The sequence below is a fragment of the Erythrobacter longus genome (assembly GCF_000715015.1).
Lineage (GTDB): Bacteria > Pseudomonadota > Alphaproteobacteria > Sphingomonadales > Sphingomonadaceae > Erythrobacter > Erythrobacter longus.
In genome coordinates this window covers 1,049,002-1,070,080 of record NZ_JMIW01000001.1, presented here as the reverse complement: position 1 = coordinate 1,070,080, position 21,079 = coordinate 1,049,002, and the positions used below count along the sequence as shown (strand labels likewise).

The window sequence follows — 21,079 nt, the reverse complement described above, 5'->3', positions numbered from 1 at the left end:
ATTGATGGAAGCCCTTTGCAGTCGCAGTGCAAAATTGCTTGCGCCACTTGCCTGTCTTGAATACCCGCTCACGCTGGACGTCACGCGCACGCTCGATGCTTTGTCAGCCGTCGATGCCGCGCAATCACTTTAGAGAATTGGGATCTGCCATGAGCCTTTACGCATCATACCTCGACGAGATTGAAACCCGCAAAATCCAGGGCCTTTCGCCAAAGCCGATCGATGACGGCGCTTTGGTTGCGGAACTGATCGCGCAGATCAAGGATACAGGGCATCAGCACCGTGCGGATTCGCTCAATCACCTGATCTACAACACGCTTCCCGGCACGACGAGCGCGGCTGGCGTCAAAGCGGCATTCTTGAAAGAGATCATTTTGGGCAAAGAGGTCGTGGCGGAGATCACGCCTGATTTTGCGTTCGAGCTTCTCTCCCACATGAAAGGCGGCCCATCGGTTGAGTATTTGCTCGACCTCGCGCTTGGTGATGATGCGAGCATCGCGGCGCAAGCAGCGGACGTTTTGAAGACGCAAGTGTTCCTCTACGACGCGGACACTGACCGGTTGGCGGCAGCTCACAAAGGCGGAAACGCCGTCGCGACCGCTATCCTTGAAAGCTATGCCAAGGCAGAGTTTTTCACCAAGCTTCCCGACATTGAAGAAGAGATCAAAGTCGTCACCTATATCGCAGGCGAGGGCGATATCTCGACTGACCTTTTGTCCCCTGGCAACCAGGCGCACTCGCGCTCTGACCGCGAACTTCACGGCAAATGCCTGATCTCACCAGAAGCCCAGGCAGAGATTACAGCGCTTAAGGAAAAGTACCCTGATGCGCGCGTAATGCTGATCGCGGAAAAAGGCACGATGGGCGTGGGCTCCAGCCGTATGTCCGGCGTCAACAACGTCGCGCTTTGGGCGGGTAAGCAGGCGAGCCCTTATGTGCCGTTCGTCAACATCGCACCGGTTGTAGCGGGCACCAATGGCATTTCGCCGATCTTCCTTACCACCGTTGGCGTGACCGGCGGCATTGGATTGGACCTTAAAAACTGGGTCAAAAAGGTCGATGAGAACGGCGAAGTTGTGAAGGATGGCTATGGCGATCCGATGCTTGAGCAAGCCTATTCGGTGGAGACCGGCAAGGTTCTCACCATCAACACCAAGACCAAGAAACTCTATGAAGGCGACGAAGAGCTTGCCGACGTATCGAGCGCTTTCACCGCGCAAAAGGTCGAGTTTATGAAGGCGGGCGGTTCTTATGCCGTGGTCTTTGGCAAGAAGCTTCAAACCTTTGCGCAAACCACCTTGGGGCAACCCCTCAAATCTTCCTATGCGCCCAACCGTGAGATTTCACACGAGGGCCAAGGCCTCACCGCGGTTGAGAAAATCTTCAACCGCAATGCTGTGGGGGTTGCCGACGGCCAGGTGCTCCACGCTGGCTCTGATGTGCGTGTAGGCGTGAACATCGTAGGTTCGCAGGACACGACCGGCCTGATGACCAGCCAAGAGCTGGAAGCGATGGCCGCGACCGTGATCTCGCCAACGGTAGACGGCGCGTATCAGTCCGGCTGTCACACGGCATCGGTTTGGGACAAGAAAGCCCAGACCAACATCCCCAAACTCATGACATTCATGAACAAGTTTGGCCTGATCACCGCGCGCGACCCGAACGATCAATATCCGGCGATGACCGATGTGATCCACAAGGTGCTGAACGACCTCACAATCGACGACCGTGCGGTTATCGTGGGCGGGGACAGCCACACGCGCATGTCCAAAGGCGTCGCGTTCGGTGCAGATTCCGGCACAGTGGCTCTGGCCCTTGCGACGGGTGAGGCGACCATGCCGATCCCCGAAAGCGTCAAGGTCACTTTCAAGGGCACTCTTAAGGACCACATGGATTTTCGCGATGTTGTCCACGCGACGCAGGCGCAAATGCTCAAGCAATTTGGCGACAACGTCTTCCAGGGCCGCGTGATCGAAGTGCACATCGGCACACTCCTGTCCGATCAGGCCTTCACCTTCACCGACTGGACCGCAGAGATGAAGGCCAAGGCCTCGATCTGTATTTCAGAAGATGAAACGCTGATCCAATCGCTGGAAATCGCAAAATCGCGCATTCAGATCATGATCGACAAGGGCATGGACAATGCCAAGGGCGTTCTTGCTGGCCTGATTGCAAAGGCGGATGCGCGTATCGCTGAAATCCGCTCTGGCGAAGTGCCTGCGCTGCGCCCTGATGCAAACGCGAAATATACCGCCGAAGTGGTGGTTGACCTCGACATTATCACAGAGCCGATGATCGCTGACCCCGATGTCAACAATAACGACATTTCAAAGCGTTACACCCACGACACCATTCGCCCGATCTCATACTATGGCGGCGAAAAGAAGGTCGATCTGGGCTTCATCGGTAGCTGCATGGTGCACAAGGGCGACATGAAAATCCTGTCCGAAATGCTCCAGAACCTGGAGAAACAACACGGCAAGGTTGAGTTCAAGGCCCCGCTTGTGGTGGCACCGCCCACCTACAACATCGTCGATGAGCTTAAGGCAGAGGGCGATTGGGAGCTTTTGTCCAAATATGCCGGTTTTGAGTTTGACGACACCAATCCCAAAAACGCGGCGCGCACCGAGTATGAAAATATGCTCTATCTTGAGCGTCCCGGTTGCAACCTGTGCATGGGCAACCAGGAAAAGGCTGCCAAGGGCGATACGGTGATGGCAACATCGACCCGCCTGTTCCAGGGCCGCGTGGTGGAAGATGCGAGCGACAAGAAAGGTGAAAGCCTTCTGTCATCGACCCCGGTTGTGGTGCTTTCGACGATCCTTGGCCGCACGCCGACGATTGAGGAATACACCGCCGCTGTTGAAGGCATCAACCTCACCAAATACGCGCCGCCTGTCGCTGCTTAGTGGTAGCGCCCGGCGACAACATCTTTGGCGATAAGGGACCGGACCACCAGGCCATCGTTGACGATGGAGCCTCGCGCATTGACGGGGTGGAAGGGCATTCCCCCGTCATGCGTCTGGGCACAAACCACTACTGGCACCGCGCGCCTTCACGTTCTGCATAAGGCGGGCAAACTGCCATTCCTTTCGCTCAGCCTTGAATGAGCCCAGCCCTAGAATGAGACAGTCACATTGGCATTGCCGCCAATGTGGCTGAACTCGCTGTCAGCAAAGGTCGCGGCGGCGTTCACACCGATTTGCACTTTGCCAAAGGTCTTGGAAAGGCCGCCCTCGACCCGTCCGTAATCGCGGTCGCCTGCGCGCGCGATGGCGCTGCGGGTGAAGTCGGGGATGGTGACAAGAGCGGAATCCACTTGCTGCGACCCGCCACCCAAACGCACGTGGTAAAAACCTGATAGGTGGGCATCAATTCCGGCAAATTCTGCTTGCACGCGCGCTCCAACCTCTGCGAATGTCTTGTCCAGCGTCAGGTCTGAGACCACTTGCGAAAGGCCCGTTGCACCGCTTTCGGTGAAGCCATCCACATCGCTCTCTGAATAGCCCACGCGTAACGTTGGGCGGATCGTGAATATGGGCGTCGGCGCGATCGAGCGCGAGGCCTCGAACACCACCGCCATGCTGTCACCTTCGGTCTCTGCGACCGACGTTTGCCCTGCCACATTGGTGATGCGGGCAAGGTTCTCGATATCGTCAGAGCCGTAGCTGATGGCGGCTGATAAATCGACGAAAGGCGTCTCGACTGTGGCAAAACCGCTGATGTGCAAAGAGCGTTTGTCGAACCCTCCACCGACAAAATCGAAGTCCACATCGGTGTCGGAATACCCCAGCGCCACACCCACGGTGAAGCTGTCGAGCAGGGTATAGCCAAGGGCGATTTGTGCGCCTGGGCCATCGGCCTCATACCCCACTGCATAGGTGTCGCGGGTGCGGCGCATACGGTTGTAACCCGCGCGTCCTGCGACCCACAGACCATCGCCCTCAAGCCGAAGGAGCGAGCGCGCTTGCTCTTCGGTGGCAAAGCGGCTGACTTCGGTAAGCGCTGGCAAAGTGCGCGGCGCGTTGATCGTATCGGCAAGGAATGCGGCGGAAATCTCATGGCCGCGCGCGGTCGGGAAGAACACGTCCCAGAACAGGAACTGATCCTGCACAGATCGGTCTGCATTGACGCAAGTGGGCACAAGCGAGCACGGGTTGGTCACGTCGCTAAATCCGTATTTCGCAGGGTTGGCTGCGATATCATTGGTGAGCGTGAATGTATCAGCAAGGAGCAGAGTGCCATCGCCGGTGTTGAGCCCCGATAGCGAGGTCACCAGCCCCTGATTGGTGGTGGTTGAAAACAGCGTTGCCAGCTGCACTCCCGAAAGCCCGCCAGCGCGCGCGGCCGGCGTCTGCCCGATGTTGGGAAGGTTTGAAACCAGCACCGTCCCAGCGCCTGCATCAAGCAATCTTTGCGCCGAGGCGGCAGTGTTCGCAGCGTTTGCCTGAGCCCCCGAAATCGCAAGCTGAGCGGCCTGGTCAGGGGGCGCCATGGTGAGGGCCGCCGTGTTCAAAGCCAGAGCTGCATCATTGCCCGAGGCATAAAGGAGCATGACATCCCCTTCGCCAAGGCTGCCAACGCGCGCGAGGTAATTGTCGACCTGGCTCGCAATATCGGTGTCATTGAGTGATGTAAGGCCGCGCCCGATGGGGCCGGGAATAGAGCTGCCATTGCCAAGAAATATGCCGCCTGCAAGGCTGACCGGAAGCTTGTCTGAAAACGCATTGCCAACCGCTTCATTGCTGATATCAGCCAGGTTGAAATCAAGCAGCTCGGGCAGGATCTCTGCCGCTGTGCGCCCGTTGGAAAAACGGTTGCCAAATCCGGGAGGTGAGGGCGGAAAATTGGGATCATCATTGGTCCCGTTCGCCTGATTGCCCGCTTCAATAATATTGGGAATATTCCCCGGATCAGCGATATTGTCACCGAAAGAGCCATAGCTTTGCGCAAATGCGCCTTGAGGCATGCACGCAGCAAGAGAAGCCAGCGAGACGCCAACCCACTTTGCCTGAGCGAACTTTGATAAATGGACCATATTTCCCCCTTAAGGCCCATAGTGTGCACTGCACCGGCCTGATCTGGGGCGCTTCTAGAGGACGTGGCATTTGCGTGAGGTGATGTGCGTCACACATTGCTGCGATCCGGTGTCACGCACGGTTTGCCTTGCGAGGTTAAAGGCCCCATATGCGCAGCAATTGCCGATAAAGGAGCCGCAAACATGGGTGCCGCCCACGTTTTTGAAACGCCGCCAGATGGTGTGGCCGATGATTGGAGCATGCCCCAGAACTGGGAGCAATTCTCCAAGAGCGATCACGCACGGTGGAGCGAGTTTGCCGCAAAGCAAACCGAGGCGCTCGAAGGGCTTGCCTCTGACACCTTTATCGAAGGGGTGCGGGCACTTGAGCTTGATAAAATGGGCGTGCCGGAGTTTGACCGCTGGAACGAGCGTTTGCGCGATGTGACCGGCTGGGAAGTGGTCGCGGTGCCCGGAGTGATCCCGAACGAACCGTTCTTCAAAATGCTTAGCGAGCGCAAGTTTCCGGTCGCCAATTTCCTTCGCCAGGGGCCTTCGTTTGAGTACAGCGATGAGCCCGACATGTTCCACGATGTGTACGGCCACATGCCGATGTTCCTCGATCCGACGTTTGGCGAGTTTATGACCGCCTATGGCCGCGCCGGTTTGCGCGCCGAAAGGCAAGGCATGTCCGATTGGCTTGGGCGGCTTTACCTGCACACGGTGGAGTTTGGGCTCATTCAGGACGGCGGAAGCTTGCGGGCCTATGGCGCGGGCCTCATGTCGAGTTTTGCCGAAACCGTGCACGCGCTCAAAAGCGATGCGCCGCGGCGTCTGCAGTTTGATCTGCCACGATTGATGCGCACCGATTGGCCGTTTGACGAGTTTCAGCCGACGTACTTTGTGATCGAAAGCTTCGACGCGCTGCTTGAAGAGATGGAGACGACCAGCCTTAAACAGGTCTATGCCGAGGTCGCCGACTTGCCGCTTATCCCTATCGGAGAGGCTGTGCCGGGGGATCGGCTTTACGAGGGGGCTGGCGCAAACGCATGAGCATCAAGAAGACAATCGTTGACGGTGTGGAGACGTTCGAGGCCGAGATTGATGGCGAGACGATCCAATGGGATCGCGGGCTGTCCTATGCGCGGCACCTTCAGACAGAGGCGCTCTTGAACGCTCAGGTGCCAGTGTCGGACAAGCCGGACGAGATGCTCTTCATCATCATGCACCAGACGATGGAATTGTGGATCAAGCTTTGTATCCATGAGGCGGATCAAGCGATGGAGGCTTTGCGCGCAGATAAGCTGGGCAAGGCGGAGAAAACGCTCGACCGGATTGCGACGATCTTGCGCCATATGATCCATTCGTGGGAGGTGCTCGCAACTCTTTCCCCGCATGATTTCCTCACCTTTCGCGGGTTTCTTCGCAAGGCGTCGGGTTTTCAATCGCACCAATACCGCGCGCTGGAATTTTGCCTCGGGCTGAAGCGAGCAGACCTTGTTCTGGTCCACAATGATGATGCGGAAAAGCGGGCGGAACTGGAGCGGGTGCTCCATGCGCCGTCGCTTTATGACGAGCTTTTGCGGCTCCTTGCGCGGCGGGGCTTTGAAATTCCGGCGGACACATTGGAGCGCGATTTCTCGCAAGGGTATGTGCCGTCAGATGAGGTCGAAGACGCGTGGCTCGCGATCTACACCAGTCCGGGCGAGAATTGGGACCTCTACACCCTTGCTGAAAAGGTGACGGCGGTGGAGTATTATTTCCAGGAATGGCGCTTCAAACACATGAAGACCGTCAGCCGGGTCATCGGCCACAAGACGGGTACGGGCGGATCGTCGGGTGTGAACTATCTGGTGAAGGCATTGGACCTGCCATTCTTCCCCGAACTGTGGGCGATGCGCACGCGGATGAGCGCTCCTAAAGAGGGCGGAAATTACGCTGATGACGCCGCCAAAGATGAAGGGGCCAAAGATGAAGGGGGCTGTCCCCTTGGCCACTAGGATTTGGGACATCACACAGCGCCTCGGCAAGCGCACGCCTCTTTGGCCCGGCGAGCCCGATCTGGTGGTTCAACGCAACGTTCAGCTTGGCCCCGATTGTCCGGTCAATATCGGACAAGTCACCGCGCCCCTGCACGCAGGCACCCATGCCGATGCGCCGCTGCATTATTCGAACGAGGGCGTTGACAGCGCGGGCTCCTCGCTTGAGCCTTACATCGGTCCTTGCGTGGTGGTGGACATGCGCCATGCGGGGGAAAGGGTTGAAGTCGAGGATTGCGATTGGGAGGCGCTGGAAGGCGCGGCGCGGGTCCTCTTTCGCACCTATGCGACATTCCCGCACGATGCATGGGACGAGAATTTCAAAGCCATTGCGCCAGAAGTGATCGAGCGGCTCAGGGTCGGGCGCACCGTCTTGATCGGCGTCGATACCCCCTCGCTTGACCCGCAAAGTTCCAAGACGATGGACGCCCACCACGAAGTCCTCGCCGGAGATATGCGCATCCTCGAAGGGCTTGTCCTCGATGACGTGCCGCCGGGCGAATATGAGCTGATCGCGCTGCCATTGCCGCTTGAAGGGGCCGATGCGAGCCCGGTTCGCGCTATCTTGAGAGAGCTTGCCCGATGACGATTACGCCGCAGCACATTGCCGAGATGGACGCCGCCGACCCGCTCGCACACTTCCGCGATGAATTCGCGATCCGCGAAGGGCTGATCTACCTTGATGGCAATTCGCTCGGCTGCCTGCCCAAACGGACCGTGGCGCGCATGAACCGCGCCGTGACGCAGGAATGGGCAGAGGGGCTCATCACCAGCTGGCTGGGCGCGGATTGGGTCAATTCTCCCACCCGCATCGGCGACAAGATCGGCGAGCTTTTGGGAGCGCAAGCCGGAGAAGTGATCGCGGGCGAAAGCACCTCTATCAACATCTTCAAGGCGCTAACGGCTGCGGTGTCCCTGCAAGAAGGACGGCGCGTTCTGCTAACGGAAACGGGCAACTTCCCGACCGACAATTACATGATGCAAGGCCTTGCGCGCTTTGGCGATCTGGAATGCCGCGAGGTGGAGCCTGACGCTGTGCTTGATGCGCTCGATGAAGACGTGGCGGTGCTGCTTCTCACACAGGTGCATTACAAGACCGCGCGCATCCGCGACATGGCGCAGGTCACGGCCAAAGCGCATGAAAAAGGCGTGCTGGTTGTCTGGGACCTAAGCCATTCGGCAGGCGCGATCGAGGTTGATCTGAACGCAAGCAACGCGGACTTTGCCGTTGGTTGCGGCTACAAATTCCTGAACGGCGGCCCCGGCGCGCCAGCCTTCCTGTTCGCGGCCAGGCGTCACCACCATGCCGATCCCGTTCTCTCCGGCTGGTTCGGCCATGCGCGGCCGTTTGATTTTGACGGGCAGTTTGAGCCTGCCCAAGGCATCGACCGTTTCCAATGCGGCACGCCGCCTGTGCTCGGCATGAGCGCGTTGGAAGAGGGCGTCGATCTTATGCTGGAGGCGGATATGAGCGCTCTGAGGCAAAAATCTATCGCCTTGTCCGAGCTATTCGTAGACCTGATGGAGCAACGCTGCGGCGAGTACGGGTTTGAATTCATCTGCCCCAAAAACAGCGCCGAGCGCGGTAGTCAGGTCGCCTTTGCCCACCCGGAAGCCTACGCCATGATGCAGGCGCTCAAAGCACGCGATGTCATCGGCGATTTTCGTGCGCCCGACATCATGCGTTTTGGCATCACGCCGCTTTACCTAAGCTTCGCCGACATTGCGCAAGGGGTGGAGCGGCTGCGCTCCATTTGCCAATCCCGCGAATGGGACCGCGCAGAATACCGGACGCGCGCGGCGGTCACGTGATTTCCTACTTGGGGCCGGATTGCTATTGCCCTTCGAATGGTATCAAACACCGCCTTTATCCGCCCGAAAGTTCAATCGGATTTTTCGATAATCGGGCCAATTATTGATCGAACGGTTTTTGATCCCTGGACAGTGTGTCAAGTGTGTCAAAAATGGCTTTTTAAGGAATAAATACAATGGCATCGGTACTTGTCACAGGCGCTTGTGGAATTGTAGGCGCGGTTGTCTGGGAAACGCTTGTTCGCAAAGGCTATCACGTGATCGGCGTTGATCTCGCCGATAGCCTGCCGTTCGAGAACACAAGCGTCGATTTTCGCGGAGGTCTGGACCTGACCAGCGAGGAGGCGGTGCAGACATTATCCGATACTCTCAAAGCAGAGGGGCGCACTTTGGCTGGCCTTGTGAATATCGCGGGCGGTTTTGTGTGGGAGGAAATGCTTTCCGGCCCTGCGGACACTTGGTCGCGCATGTTTCAGATGAATGTGATGACAACGCTGAACTCGTGCCGCGCGTTCGCGCCGCTGCTAGAAAACCCGGCGAGCGTCATCAACATTGGCGCAGCCGCTGCCGACAAGGCCGGGCTTGGCATGGGAGCCTATGCGGCGTCCAAGGCGGGCGTGATCAAGCTTTCCGAGGCGCTGAACGAGGAGCTTCGCGGCCAAGGCGTGCGGGTCAATGTCATCTCGCCGACAATCGTCGACACACCCACCAACCGGGCCGATATGCCGGATGCTGACTTTACCGATTGGGTGGCACCATCGCAGATTGCCGAGCTTGCGGCGTTCCTCTTGTCGGACAAATCCTCCGCCATCAATGGCGAGAATGTGCGGATCAAGGGCAACGTTTAGGTCCTGACCCTAATCGCCAAGCACCGGATAACCACGCCACGGCTTGACCTCGCGGATGGAAAAGCTGCTTTTCATGGTCGCAACACCGGGCAATCTGGCGAGAGCCTTTCGGTGGATGCGGTCGAAATGGTCAAGGTCTTTGGCCGCAATTCGCAAGATGTAATCAGCCTCGCCCGAAAGCAGGTGACACGAAAGGATCTCTTCAAAGCCAAGCGCTGCCTCCTCAAAGCGGTCCATCGCTTCTTGTCCTTGGTTGGCAAGGGTGATCTCGACAAAGGCCTGCATTTTGAGGCCCAGTTTTCGGGGATCAAGCCGCGCGGCATAGCCCTGGATCGTGCCGTCTTCCTCAAGGGCGCGCATTTTGCGGTGGGCAGCAGAGCTGGACATGCCAACGCCTTCGGCAAGCTCAGCGATGGAGCGGCTGGAATCGGTTTGAAGTTCGCGCAAGAGGCGAGTTTCGGAGTTTGGCAAAATGTCCCTCCAAATGGGATAATTCGGGATATTGTACCGCTACACAATATCCAAAGGGCGCAATAGGGGGAATTTCCCGATGCTTTGGTGATATTATCCGCCCTGTATTTGAGAGGAGAGATCCAATGCGTGTCGGTTGCCCCAAAGAAATCAAGAACCATGAATACCGCGTTGGCCTCACACCAGAGAGCGCGCGCGAGCTTGTCACACATGGCCACGAGGTCTGGATCGAAAGCGGCGCCGGCCTTGGCATTGGTGCCTCGGATGAAAGCTATATTGAAGCTGGCGCAAAGATCACCGACGGGCCTGACCCGATCTTTGCGGAATGCGAAATGGTGGTGAAGGTCAAGGAACCCCAAGCAGTTGAACGCGCCAAACTGCGTGAAGGTCAGGTGCTCTACACCTACCTCCACCTCGCGCCAGACCCCGAGCAGACGAGCGACCTTGTGAAATCAGGCGTCACCGCGATTGCGTATGAAACTGTGACAGGCGCGGAAGGCTCGCTCCCGCTGCTCAAACCGATGAGCCAGGTCGCAGGCCGTATGAGCGTGCAGGCAGGCGCGACAGCCCTTGAAAAGGCGCATGGCGGGCGCGGCGTTCTGCTCGGCGGTGTGCCCGGCGTAATGCCAGCCAAAGTCACCGTCATCGGCGGCGGTGTTGTTGGCTTTAACGCGGCGCAAATGGCAACTGGCCTTGCCGCAGATGTGACGATCCTCGATCGCAATCCGGAGGTGCTCGAAAAGCTCGCCATGCACTTTGAATCGCGGGCCAAAACGCGCTTCTCGAACCTTTCAAACCTTCAAGAGGCGGTGTGCGAGGCGGACCTGGTGATCGGCGCTGTCCTGATCCCCGGCGCAGCAGCGCCAAAGCTGGTTTCCCGCGATCTCCTCAAGCAGATGCAGCCGGGCGCGGTGCTGGTGGATGTTGCCATTGACCAGGGGGGATGCTTTGAAACCTCCAAAGCGACCACTCACGCGCAGCCCACCTATGTGGTTGATGATGTGGTTCACTACTGCGTTGCGAACATGCCCGGCGCGGTGGCTCGAACAAGCACCTATGCACTCAACAATGTGACCTTGCCCCATGCATTGCGCATTGCGGATCTGGGTTGGAAAAAGGCTCTACGCAGCGACCCGCATCTGGCAGAGGGGCTTAACGTTCACGCCGGGTCAGTGGTGTATAAAGCGGTCGCAGAAGAGCTTGGCTATGATCACCTGCCCATTTCAGAGGCTTTGGCTTAAGCTTAGTTCTTGCGAATTTGCGCGAGGAAGCTGGACACTTTCTCCTTCAAAAGGTCGGATTGCGATTCCAGTTCGCCCGAGGCAATCAATAGCGTTCCGGACGCTTTGCCGACTGCGCTTGCAGCGCGGCGTAGTTCTTGAGCGGACACCGACACCTCGCCAGCGCTAGCAGCAGCAAGGTCGATGCTTTGCGCCAGTTCCTTACTGGCGTGCGATTGCTGGTTCATGGCGTTGGCGATGGAGGTGGCTGCGGTTTCAAGCAGGCCGATCTGTTCGCGAATGTCGGACAGCTCATCAGCGCTTGCCTTAGAGTGGCGTTGCATTTCCTGAATGCTGCTGGCGACATCGCCTGTTGCATCGCTGGTTTGGTTGGCCAACTCCTTGACCTCGGTTGCAACGACAGCAAACCCGCGTCCCGCCTCGCCTCCGCGCGCTGCTTCGATTGATGCATTCACAGCCAAGAGCCGCGTGCGACCCGCAATCGTGTGAATGAGCTGAGCAATCTCGCCAATGCCTTCGGCGCGCTCGGTCATTTGGGATACGGTTGCATCAGTGGCTTTGGCGGTTTCATTAGTGGATCTTGCAAGCTCGGCCGCATCGGCGGCTTGTTCGGACACGTTGTCGATGGATACTGCAAACTGGTCAGAAGCTGCGGCCGCCGCAGTGCTTCCTTGCGCCACCTGTTGGGCGGCATCGGCGATGATCTCAATCTGAGCGGCCGCTTTGAAGGCTTTGCGCGACATCATATGTGCGGTGCGGTTGAATTGGTGGGCAGCTGTTGCGACCGTCTCTGACACTTGTCCGATGGTGTCCTCAAACTGCTCAGCAAGCGCAAAAAGCTCTTGCCTGCGCGTTTCGTCTTTTTGAACCCGGCGTTCTTCATCACGAAGGCGCTCCTCTTCGCGAGCCTCAAGCAGCCTTCGTTCTGCATCGTGCCGAAGCTCGATTGCTTCGCGCTTTTCCGCCTCGCTTGCCTCTAGCTCGGCGGCATCGCTCACGCGTTGCAACGAGTCTCGCGAACTGGGCAGGATCTGCAAATAGAGCAGCATGACCAAGATGAACCAACCCGCCACGTAATAGCCAACGATTGGTTCCCCTGACTGAATGCTCGCCGCTATCCCGCCGCTGGTTACGATAGTCATAAATCCAAGCGACATAAGCGGATAAGCGGAGCAACCTATGCCGCCGATTGCAATGACGGCGATGCTGGTCGCGATGGCCACGCTATTCCATTCGTCGGGAAGGAAAGTGGTTGTTGCGTAAGAGAAGATGGCCCAGCCTGCAGCGAGGCCCATCATTATGGCAAAGGTAACGCGTGTGCCTGTTATTGCGTTTGCATATTTGACCCTGCAGGTTCGTGAGCCAGGCATCAAAGTAAGCCCAAGCCCAAAGAACATGGTGTTGTTCAGAAGCGCGAGTTGAACAATCCACGTCTTCTCGCCAGCCCCTGCAACAAAAGCGATCAGGCCCATTGCCAGCACGGTGGCCCACGCGTTCTGAAGCAAATAGGAAGCGACAGCCGCGTTTTGATAGTCGCGCTGGAGTTTTTCCCAACGTGGGTTGTATGGCGGTACGCCTAAAATGCGCCCAAAGCTGGCGCTCACTGAGTATGCTGGCACGCTCTCCGACGCGAATGGTGGGTTTGCGCCCGTGTCGTTAAGGGTGACCTGGGAGGAGCATTCCAAATCCGCCAGCGCGTTACCCGTCGGTTCACTATCACCGTATAGCGATGAAGCGTGTATTAGCTTTTCTTGTTTCATCGCATCAATCACCCAATCGCTTCCGCGAAACCACTAAGCAATCCAGTTTGAGCCGTCGTTAAGCGTGTCTTGCGCAATTCCCCGATGTTGATTGGCGTGCGGCCTGCTGATTAAGGCGCTTCATGTTTTTGACTTTCTGGCTGATTGTTCCTAGCCAGCGCGGGAATTCTAATAACAAACAAGAATCTTGGGATTGGCAGGCTGGATTTGGAGGGGGTTAAGCGCCGCCTTCAATCGCTTTGGCCTAAGCTATTCTAATGTGTGATGCAGTATCGGGGAGTTATTAAGTCCATGATTAAAAAGTATCAATTTCTCAGCGCAGCAGCTTTTGGCGCGCTTATGTTCAGCTCTCAAGCCTCAGCGCAAAGCGCAGATCAGGAAACAGCTGAAGAATCGGGGCGCAACACCATTATCGTGACGGCCCAGCGGCGCGAGCAGGATCTGCAAGACGTTCCCGCGTCGATTGGCGTTTTGTCGGGCGCAACTCTGGAAAATGCGCTTTCAGGTGTTGAGGACGTTCTTGGCCTTAATGGCCGTGTTCCAGGGCTTGCCGTGGAAAGCTCCAACGGCCGCCAGTCGCCGCGTTTTTACATTCGCGGGCTTGGCAACACCGACTTTGATACCGCTGCATCGCAGCCGGTTTCGGTAATCCTTGACGATGTTGTTCTTGAGAATGTCACGCTTAAAGGTTTCCCGATGTTCGATGTCGAACAGGTCGAAGTCCTGCGTGGCCCGCAAGGCACCTTGTTTGGTCGCAACACGCCAGCAGGGATCGTGAAATTCGATACGCGCAAACCTTCCGACACCTATGAAGGTTCGTTCAATGTCAATTATGGCAACTTCAACACGGTCAATGCCGAGGCCGCGATTGGCGGACCATTGATCGAAGACATCCTGAATTTCCGGGTATCGGGCATTTATCAGCGTCAGGACGATTGGGTCGACAACGCCTTTACCGGCGAAGAAGACTTCGCAGGTGGCTTTTACGAGGCGGCCGCACGTTTCCAGCTTGAGTTCACGCAGCCCGGCTTCAACGCACTTCTGATGGCGAGCTATGCCGATTCCGATTCTACGACGAGCTTTTTCCGGGCAAATGTGCTTACCCCGGGCAGCAATCAGCTGAACAACAACTTCGACCGCGATGTGGTCGCCTATGATGGCGGCGGCGGTAACCAGGGCGAGCGGGACATCTTCCTGTCGTCCTTGCGTCTCAGCATCGATCTTTCTGACAGCGTGACGCTCACCTCGATCACCAGTTATAGCGACCTGAACCGTTCGGGCCGCGGTGATATTGACGGCGGCGCGATTGACTTTGCCGGCACATTTGGGGGCGTCGCACCGCCACCATTCTCCGGCGGCACCAGCGCGTTTACAGGGGGCACTTTCTCCTTCCCCGGCAATATTCCGTTCCCGTCGGACACCGGTGGTCGTTCAGACAGCCAACAGTTCACGCAGGAATTTCGTGTCGCCAGCGACACCTCCAGCCGGTTCAACTGGCAGGTGGGCGCGTTCTATTTCGACAACAGTCTGCTTGATTCCACCTTCCTTGGCGGAGCGCCGGTCCCAGCGACAACATGGGAATCGGAAGCGGAAAGCTGGGCCGTGTTTGGTCAGGTCGGTTATGAAGTGACCGATCAGCTCACCCTCACGGGCGGTCTTCGTTACACCGACGAGGAAAGAACGTTCCAGGTCATCGTGCTGCCAAACCCTACCTTCACGCTTGATAACGGGTCCTTGCGGACCTTCATCGATGATGGCCAGATCAGCTGGGATTTGAGCGCGGTTTACGAAGTAAACCCGGATGTGAACCTGTTTGCCCGCGTCGCGCGCGGCTTCCGGGGCCCATCGATCCAGGGGCGTAGCATCGCGTTTGGCGTGCCAACTTCTCAGGCGCAGTCTGAAACCGTGATTTCTTATGAAACCGGTTTCAAAACGACGCTGTTTGATGACACGCTGCGCCTCAACGGTGCGCTGTTCTATTATGAAGTAGATGATATTCAGCTAACCGCTGTTGGCGGCGCAGGTAACTTCATTTCGCTCATCAATGCGGAAAATGCAGAAGGTAAGGGTTTCGAAATCGACCTCGATTGGAACCCAAGCGACTTCTTCTTCCTTCGCGCCGGCTTTGCTTTTGTCGATACAGAGATCAAGGATGATGACCTTGCTGTGGCGACGTGCTTTGCCTGCACGGTGACCGATGATTTGAACGCGAACGGCCTTGCGTTGATCGATGGCAACCCGCTGCCACAGGCACCGCGCACCAACTTCAATATCGAAGCACAGTTCACTTTGCCGGTTGGCCAGAATGAGCTGTATTTCAATGCGGACTGGTTCATCCAGGGGCGCACCAACATCTTCCTTTATGAAAGCCTTGAGTTCAATCACTCAGGCAATCACGAGCTGGGTGTCCGGGTCGGATATGTCTTTGGCGATGGGCAGTATGAAGTGGGTGCCTTTGCACGCAACCTAACCGATGAAGAAAACCTCATTGGTGCTATCGATTTCAACAATAACACAGGCTTTGTGAACCAACCGCGCATTTATGGGGTCAGCCTGCGCGGCAGTTTCTAAGCCTCAATAAGCCTCAAAAAATCGGCACCGATGGCGCATCCCAGCGTTGTCGGTGCCTTTTTTGTGTGCGCAAGCAACGGCATAACAAGCAATCACCGCAAAACGTGATTTCTATCACTGAAATGCTCCGTAATGCCCCTTAGACCTTCCCATATTGAAGCACGTGAGTGGCGGGATTCGTGTCTGTGACCGAAACAGGTTATGGTGCTTTCCGTTAGGGGATTTGGCGAGTCTGAGGCTTGCCGTGTTCTTACAATGTAGATGCGTAAAGCGTCACTAGGGTGCGACAATGCAATGAGGGGGAGTCTTCCTTTTTTGCGCTGTGAGGGCAGTGCAGGAAGTAGGAGGTTGAGGCTCCCAAAAGGGGGTAAATGTGGGGCGTATTTCCACAAAGATTTCAGCTATCTGCGCGGTTTTTGCAGTATCGATGACGGGCGCCTCGGCGCAAACCGGATCGGTTCTGACAACGGACAGCTTTCCCATTGGGGATAGCAACGGAATTCTGTGTCAGGTTCAGGATCGCAGTCTCAACAACCCGGCCAAGCAATCGATCTTCGATCGCCGCTGGGCGATTGTGTGCCGCGACAGCCCGCGCCCCATTGCAGAGGTCTACGCGTTCGAGGATTTCAACGCTGAGGCGCGTGAAGCGATCAAATCCACGCGCCGTTTTGGCGTAAGCTGCCCTGCTGGTGCTTCGCCGTCCGCTGGTTCCATCGCCGGATCGCTCAAGGAAGTTTGCACCGTCGATGACACTCAGCTTGAATGGACCCAGATCACAAGCGCGGAGGACGGTCTGACCTATTACGCTGAAGGTTTCAGCGCCTATGATGACGCTACCGTTCTCGCGCTTCGTTCGGTGCTTGATGATGCGGTGGCGCAAGGCACAATTGACGTGGCATCAACCAGCGTTTCCGACCCGCTGTCATTTGCCCGTGTCCAGGCCGATACACTCAAGCCAGAACAAGCTTTGGCAGAAGGGTATCGCCGCAATCTGGCGGGCGAATATGCGGAAGCGGCTGCCTATTTTGAGACGCTGCAAAAGCGCCTGCAAGATGATGGCGATGCGGCGATCAATCCGGGCGAATTTTTCGTCAATCGGGCGCTGCAAAAAAGCAATCTCGGCGAGTTCGCCATAGCAAGCAAACTGTTTGCGCAGGCGCGCGAATTTGGCGGAGACGATCCGATCACCGCGCGTCTTTTGCGCAATTTTGAGGCGATCCATCTTCTCAATCAGGGTTTTGGCGATGCAGCCGTCGCACGCCTGACGCAGACCTTGCCGCCCAGCCTGGTTGGGGCGAGTACGGCCGATGGCGAGCTGTCGATTACGGTGCCCATTTCTGAGCGATTGAACCGCGAGCAGCGCAGCGGCTATCTTTTCGGCATTGTCGATGAGCTGAGCCTCACGACTGAAGAGCGCGCGCGGATTATCGATGCGCAGGCCCTGCAGATTCGCGGTACTGCAAAGCGGCTTGATGGTGATCTGGAAGGCGCACGCGAAGATCTCATTACGGCCTATGAACAGGCCTTAGCGGTGCGCGATGGGCGGGTGACATCGATCACGCGTTTCCGCAGCCAAATCTTGGGTGACCTTGCATTGATCGCTGAGCGGCAGGGAAACCCCGATTTTGCTGAAGCCTATCTTCGCAACGCTCTTGCACTTGTGAGTGCGCAGTTTCCCGAACGCCGAACGGTAAGTGCATCAGAGGCACGGCTTGCCTCTTTCCTGCTGCGTGAAAACCGCGAAGGAGAAGCGCTCGAGCTTTACGGCAAGGTGATTGATCGGGCTTTGGGTAAGCGCAACGCCATCATCGGTTTTGCAAACCAGCTGAACCCTTATTACGAGCTCCTCGCCAGCAGGGTTTCGAGCGACCCAGAAGCGGCAGACGCCTTTTTTAAGGCGGCCCAAGTCCTGATCCGGCCAGGTGTTGCGGAAACACAGGCGGTGCTTGCGCGGCGGCTAAGCGCCAGGTCCGATGAGGCATCGCGCCTGTTTCGCCAATCAACCGATCTGACCCGCGAAATCGAACGCTCGCGTATCCGCTTCGAGGCTTTGAGCGCGCAGCCGGAAACGGCCGAAAGCAACGCGCGAGCTGACAAGTTGGCAGCGCAGATCACGCGGTTGGAAAACGCGCAAATCCAGACTCAGGTCCAGCTTAATGCTTACCCGCAATACCGTGTCGTTTCGCAATCTTCGCTTGCGCTTGATGACTTTCGCGAGGCGCTCAAACCCGGTGAGGTTTATGCCCGTGTCGCTCTGGTCAGTGATGATGTCTATGTGTTTTTCACCGACCGGCAGAATTCGATGGCTTACCGCGTGGATATGTCCGCAGATGAGCTTGAGACGCAGGTCGATATCATCCGGGAATCCATCTCGCTTTTCGACGGGGGGCAAAACGTCACATTCCCGTTTGAAATCACCTCAGCCAGAGAACTTTACTCCAAGCTTTTTGGTCCGATCGCGCAAAACCTTGAAGGCGCGCAGCATATTATCTTTGAGCCCGACGGGGCGATGCTGCGTCTGCCAATTGATCTGCTTGTGACAGATGATGCCTCGGTTGAGCGTTATCAAACTCAGCTCGCTGGGCCAGAGGGCGATGAATATGATTTTCGCGGCGTCAACTGGTTGGCACGCGGGCGCACGATCAGCACAGCTGTGTCGGCAGAAGCCTTCGTCCAATCGCGCCGTTCACAAAACTCGCGTGCAAAGCGCGAATATGTGGGTTTTGGTGAAAATGCTCCGGTCGGCGCAGCTTTTCCGGCAAGCTTCACCTCTGATCCGGCGCAGGTCCCACTCGATTGTTTCTGGCCTGCGGGGCAGTGGAACGCGCCGATCAGTGCGAACGAGCTTCGCACCGCTGCGGGCTTGATCGGGTCAGATTTGGCGCAGGTCGTCACGCAAGAAAGCTTTACCGACGACAGCATCAAAGCGCGCGGTGATCTTGATGAATTCCGGGTGCTGCACTTTGCAACCCACGGTCTGGTCACGGCCCCTAATCCCAACTGCCCCACAACGCCTGCGCTTGTGACGTCTTTTGGCGGTGCAGGATCAGATGGCCTGCTTAGCTTTGAAGAGATTTTCGAGCTCAATCTTGATGCAGACCTAATCATCCTGTCCGCTTGCGACACAGCAGGCGCGGTTAGCGTGGAGGCGACGCTGGCTGCGGGTATCCAATCAGGTGGTGGTTCCGAACTCGAAGGATTGGTGCGCGCCTTTATCGGTGCAGGCGGGCGCGCGGTTATGGCGAGCCATTGGCCGGTGCCCGATGAGTTTAACTCCACCGAGCGATTGATGACCGAAATGTTCAGGCGAGGGCAGAACCAAACGATTGGTGAGGCGCTGGGCCAATCACGCAGGCTTTTGATGGACGAAGCGGCAACGTCTCACCCGTTTTACTGGTCGGCTTTTGCTGTGATCGGGGATGCGACCCGGCCTCTGCTTTCAGGCACCGGGTCTGATCGGAGCCTTGATATCGCCATGCTGGAAGAGCGCGGGGGAGCGCAATAATGGGTAACTCTATTTTAAAGCTCACCGGCCTTACCGCGCTAGGAATGCTCGCCGTTGCGCCGAACGCTGTGTCAGCGCAGGGTCAACCTCAGGGTCAAATCGCCCCCACCAGGGAAGAGATCGACCGGCGCGGGCTCGAAGCTGAGCTGCGCGGTGAGACAAATCCGGTCACTGTCGAAGGGGATATTGAACGTGCACCGTGCCCGCTTGCGGCCGAACAATTTGCCGATCTAACCTTCACCTTCAGCGCGCCGCAATTCTCGGGACTTGAGGGTATTGATCCAGAGATGCTGCGACCCGCTTATGCAGAATATCTGGGCCGCGAGATTCCGGTTTCCACCATTTGCGACATCCGCGACCGCGCAGCGACTATCCTGCGCGCCAAAGGCTATCTTGCAGCGGTTCAGGTGCCAGCGCAGACCATCGGCGAAGGCACTGTTCAATTCGACGTGCTGCTGGCGAAAATGCGTTCGGTTCAGGTGCGCGGTGATGCAGGCAGTTCGGGCAAAGCGTTGCAGCCGATCCTAGATAAGCTTTCAAGCAAACCGGTTTTCAACGCCAACGAGGCAGAGCGCTATCTGCTTTTGGCGCGCGATATTCCCGGGCTTGATGTACGCCTGACTTTGCAGCCGCTGACCAAAGAGCAGGGTGGAGCGCCCGGGGATGTGGTCGGTGTCTTTGATGTCGTCAACACGCCGATGATTATCGACGTCAACTTCCAGAATTTCGGCTCTAAACAGATTGGGCGTTTTGGCGGCCTTGCTCGCGTACGGTTCAATGGCCTTACCGGGCTTGGCGATGAAACCATGATAAGCGCCTATTCCACCCATGATTTCGACGAACAAATCGTCGCCTCGGCCTATCACGAATTCAAGGTAGGCTCAGAGGGGCTCACACTGGGCCTTTCCGGGACGAAAGCATGGTCGCAGCCCGACGTGCCGGGCCCCGATGTGTTTGACACCGATACCTTGGCGATCTCTGCTTATGCGCGCTATCCGATAATCCGTTCGCAGGCACGAAATCTGAGCCTCACGGTTGGTGGTGATTTCATCAATCAAAGCGTCGATTTCACCGATCTTGATTTTAGTCGGGATGAATTGCGCGTTGCCTTTGCTCGCCTTGATGTATCGGGCAGCGATGAGGACAGCATCAACGGACGCGGTGGTTATACCGTGTTCGAGCCAAAGCTTGCCTACTGGGCAAGCTTTGAAGTGCGCCAAGGTCTGGACGTATTTGGGGCAAGCCCTGATTGCGGAGTTGGTTTTGTAAACTGCCTGGCGCCTGGCGTAACGCCGCCAAGCCGTCTCGACGGCGATGCAACCGGATTTGCGGTGCGCGGGGATGCAAGCGTTACTTATCGACCAACGCCCACCTTTGGGCTTACGGCTCGTTCACGCTTTCAATATTCGCCCGATGCTCTGCTTGGTTATGAGCAGTATTCCGGCGGTAACTTTACGGTCGGGCGCGGTTATGATCCCGGCGCGATTATTGGCGATCAAGGCACAGGTTTTCAGCTCGAAGCTTTTGCCGGATCGTTGATCCCGGAGACGCCAGATGGTGTCGCAATTCAGCCTTTCGCATTCGTCGATTACGCCACTGTCTCAGTGAACAACATCCCCGATGACAGCGACAGCATCACCTCTGTTGGCGGCGGTTTGCGCATGGCGATCGGCCGCCAGGCGCTCTTTGACTTGTTTGCAGCTGTACCATTGCAGCGACCTGATTTTGCCACGAGCAGAGGCGATGTCCGGATTTTGGGCACGCTTACGGTGCAATTGAAGCCTTGGTTCAATTGAGCCGGTTGGAGGATATTAT

Annotated in this window: 13 protein-coding genes; 10 read left to right on the top strand and 3 right to left on the bottom strand. The window is 57.2% G+C overall.

Annotated features, from left to right (window positions below):
- Nucleotides 1-149: 149 nt before the first annotated feature.
- Nucleotides 150-2,909, top strand: coding sequence for a bifunctional aconitate hydratase 2/2-methylisocitrate dehydratase (locus tag EH31_RS05115; RefSeq protein ID WP_034958459.1), 2,760 nt, complete (start codon nucleotides 150-152; stop codon nucleotides 2,907-2,909).
- Nucleotides 2,910-3,118: 209 nt separating this feature from the next.
- On the opposite strand, the gene EH31_RS05110 is transcribed toward EH31_RS05115, so the two are convergent.
- The gene (locus EH31_RS05110) at nucleotides 3,119-5,038 is read right to left on the bottom strand and encodes an autotransporter domain-containing protein (protein ID WP_034958458.1); all 1,920 of its coding nucleotides are present in this window, start codon (nucleotides 5,036-5,038) and stop codon (nucleotides 3,119-3,121) included.
- 183 nt (nucleotides 5,039-5,221) lie between these two features.
- Here EH31_RS05110 and phhA point away from each other — a divergent pair, with 183 nt between their 5' ends.
- The 5 genes from phhA to EH31_RS05085 all read left to right on the top strand — a co-directional run bounded on the left by phhA (nucleotide 5,222) and on the right by EH31_RS05085 (nucleotide 9,716).
- Nucleotides 5,222-6,070 (top strand): phenylalanine 4-monooxygenase, encoded by an 849-nt coding sequence (phhA, locus tag EH31_RS05105; protein ID WP_034958457.1) that lies wholly within the window; start codon nucleotides 5,222-5,224, stop codon nucleotides 6,068-6,070.
- Nucleotides 6,067-7,017, top strand: a complete 951-nt coding sequence (locus EH31_RS05100; protein ID WP_051698945.1) for a tryptophan 2,3-dioxygenase — start codon at nucleotides 6,067-6,069, stop codon at nucleotides 7,015-7,017. Before phhA ends, EH31_RS05100 begins: the two co-directional genes overlap by 4 nt.
- Nucleotides 7,007-7,642: an arylformamidase gene (gene kynB / locus EH31_RS05095; RefSeq protein ID WP_152553457.1), complete on the top strand. Its 636-nt coding sequence runs from the start codon at nucleotides 7,007-7,009 to the stop codon at nucleotides 7,640-7,642. The genes EH31_RS05100 and kynB overlap by 11 nt, the downstream gene beginning before the upstream one ends.
- The gene (kynU, locus tag EH31_RS05090) at nucleotides 7,639-8,868 is read left to right on the top strand and encodes a kynureninase (RefSeq protein WP_034958454.1); all 1,230 of its coding nucleotides are present in this window, start codon (nucleotides 7,639-7,641) and stop codon (nucleotides 8,866-8,868) included. Before kynB ends, kynU begins: the two co-directional genes overlap by 4 nt.
- 176 nt (nucleotides 8,869-9,044) lie before the next feature.
- Nucleotides 9,045-9,716 (top strand): SDR family oxidoreductase, encoded by a 672-nt coding sequence (locus tag EH31_RS05085; RefSeq protein WP_034958452.1) that lies wholly within the window; start codon nucleotides 9,045-9,047, stop codon nucleotides 9,714-9,716.
- A 9-nt stretch (nucleotides 9,717-9,725) separates the two neighbouring features.
- Here EH31_RS05085 and EH31_RS05080 read toward each other — a convergent pair whose 3' ends face one another.
- Nucleotides 9,726-10,163, bottom strand: coding sequence for an Lrp/AsnC family transcriptional regulator (locus EH31_RS05080; RefSeq protein WP_241765829.1), 438 nt, complete (start codon nucleotides 10,161-10,163; stop codon nucleotides 9,726-9,728).
- 149 nt (nucleotides 10,164-10,312) lie between these two features.
- On the opposite strand from EH31_RS05080, the gene ald reads away from it, so the two are divergent.
- Nucleotides 10,313-11,428: an alanine dehydrogenase gene (ald, locus tag EH31_RS05075; protein ID WP_034958450.1), complete on the top strand. Its 1,116-nt coding sequence runs from the start codon at nucleotides 10,313-10,315 to the stop codon at nucleotides 11,426-11,428.
- Nucleotides 11,429-11,430: 2 nt separating this feature from the next.
- On the opposite strand, the gene EH31_RS16740 is transcribed toward ald, so the two are convergent.
- The gene (locus tag EH31_RS16740; protein WP_051698944.1) at nucleotides 11,431-13,188 is read right to left on the bottom strand and encodes a methyl-accepting chemotaxis protein; all 1,758 of its coding nucleotides are present in this window, start codon (nucleotides 13,186-13,188) and stop codon (nucleotides 11,431-11,433) included.
- 291 nt (nucleotides 13,189-13,479) lie between these two features.
- On the opposite strand from EH31_RS16740, the gene EH31_RS05065 reads away from it, so the two are divergent.
- The 3 genes from EH31_RS05065 to EH31_RS05055 all read left to right on the top strand — a co-directional run bounded on the left by EH31_RS05065 (nucleotide 13,480) and on the right by EH31_RS05055 (nucleotide 21,060).
- Nucleotides 13,480-15,759, top strand: a complete 2,280-nt coding sequence (locus EH31_RS05065; RefSeq protein ID WP_034958449.1) for a TonB-dependent receptor — start codon at nucleotides 13,480-13,482, stop codon at nucleotides 15,757-15,759.
- A 427-nt stretch (nucleotides 15,760-16,186) separates the two neighbouring features.
- On the top strand, nucleotides 16,187-19,264 hold the full coding sequence (locus EH31_RS05060) for a CHAT domain-containing protein (RefSeq protein ID WP_051698943.1): 3,078 nt from the start codon (nucleotides 16,187-16,189) through the stop codon (nucleotides 19,262-19,264).
- The gene (locus EH31_RS05055; protein WP_034958447.1) at nucleotides 19,264-21,060 is read left to right on the top strand and encodes a ShlB/FhaC/HecB family hemolysin secretion/activation protein; all 1,797 of its coding nucleotides are present in this window, start codon (nucleotides 19,264-19,266) and stop codon (nucleotides 21,058-21,060) included. The genes EH31_RS05060 and EH31_RS05055 overlap by 1 nt, the downstream gene beginning before the upstream one ends.
- The last annotated feature ends 19 nt before the right edge of the window (nucleotides 21,061-21,079 follow it).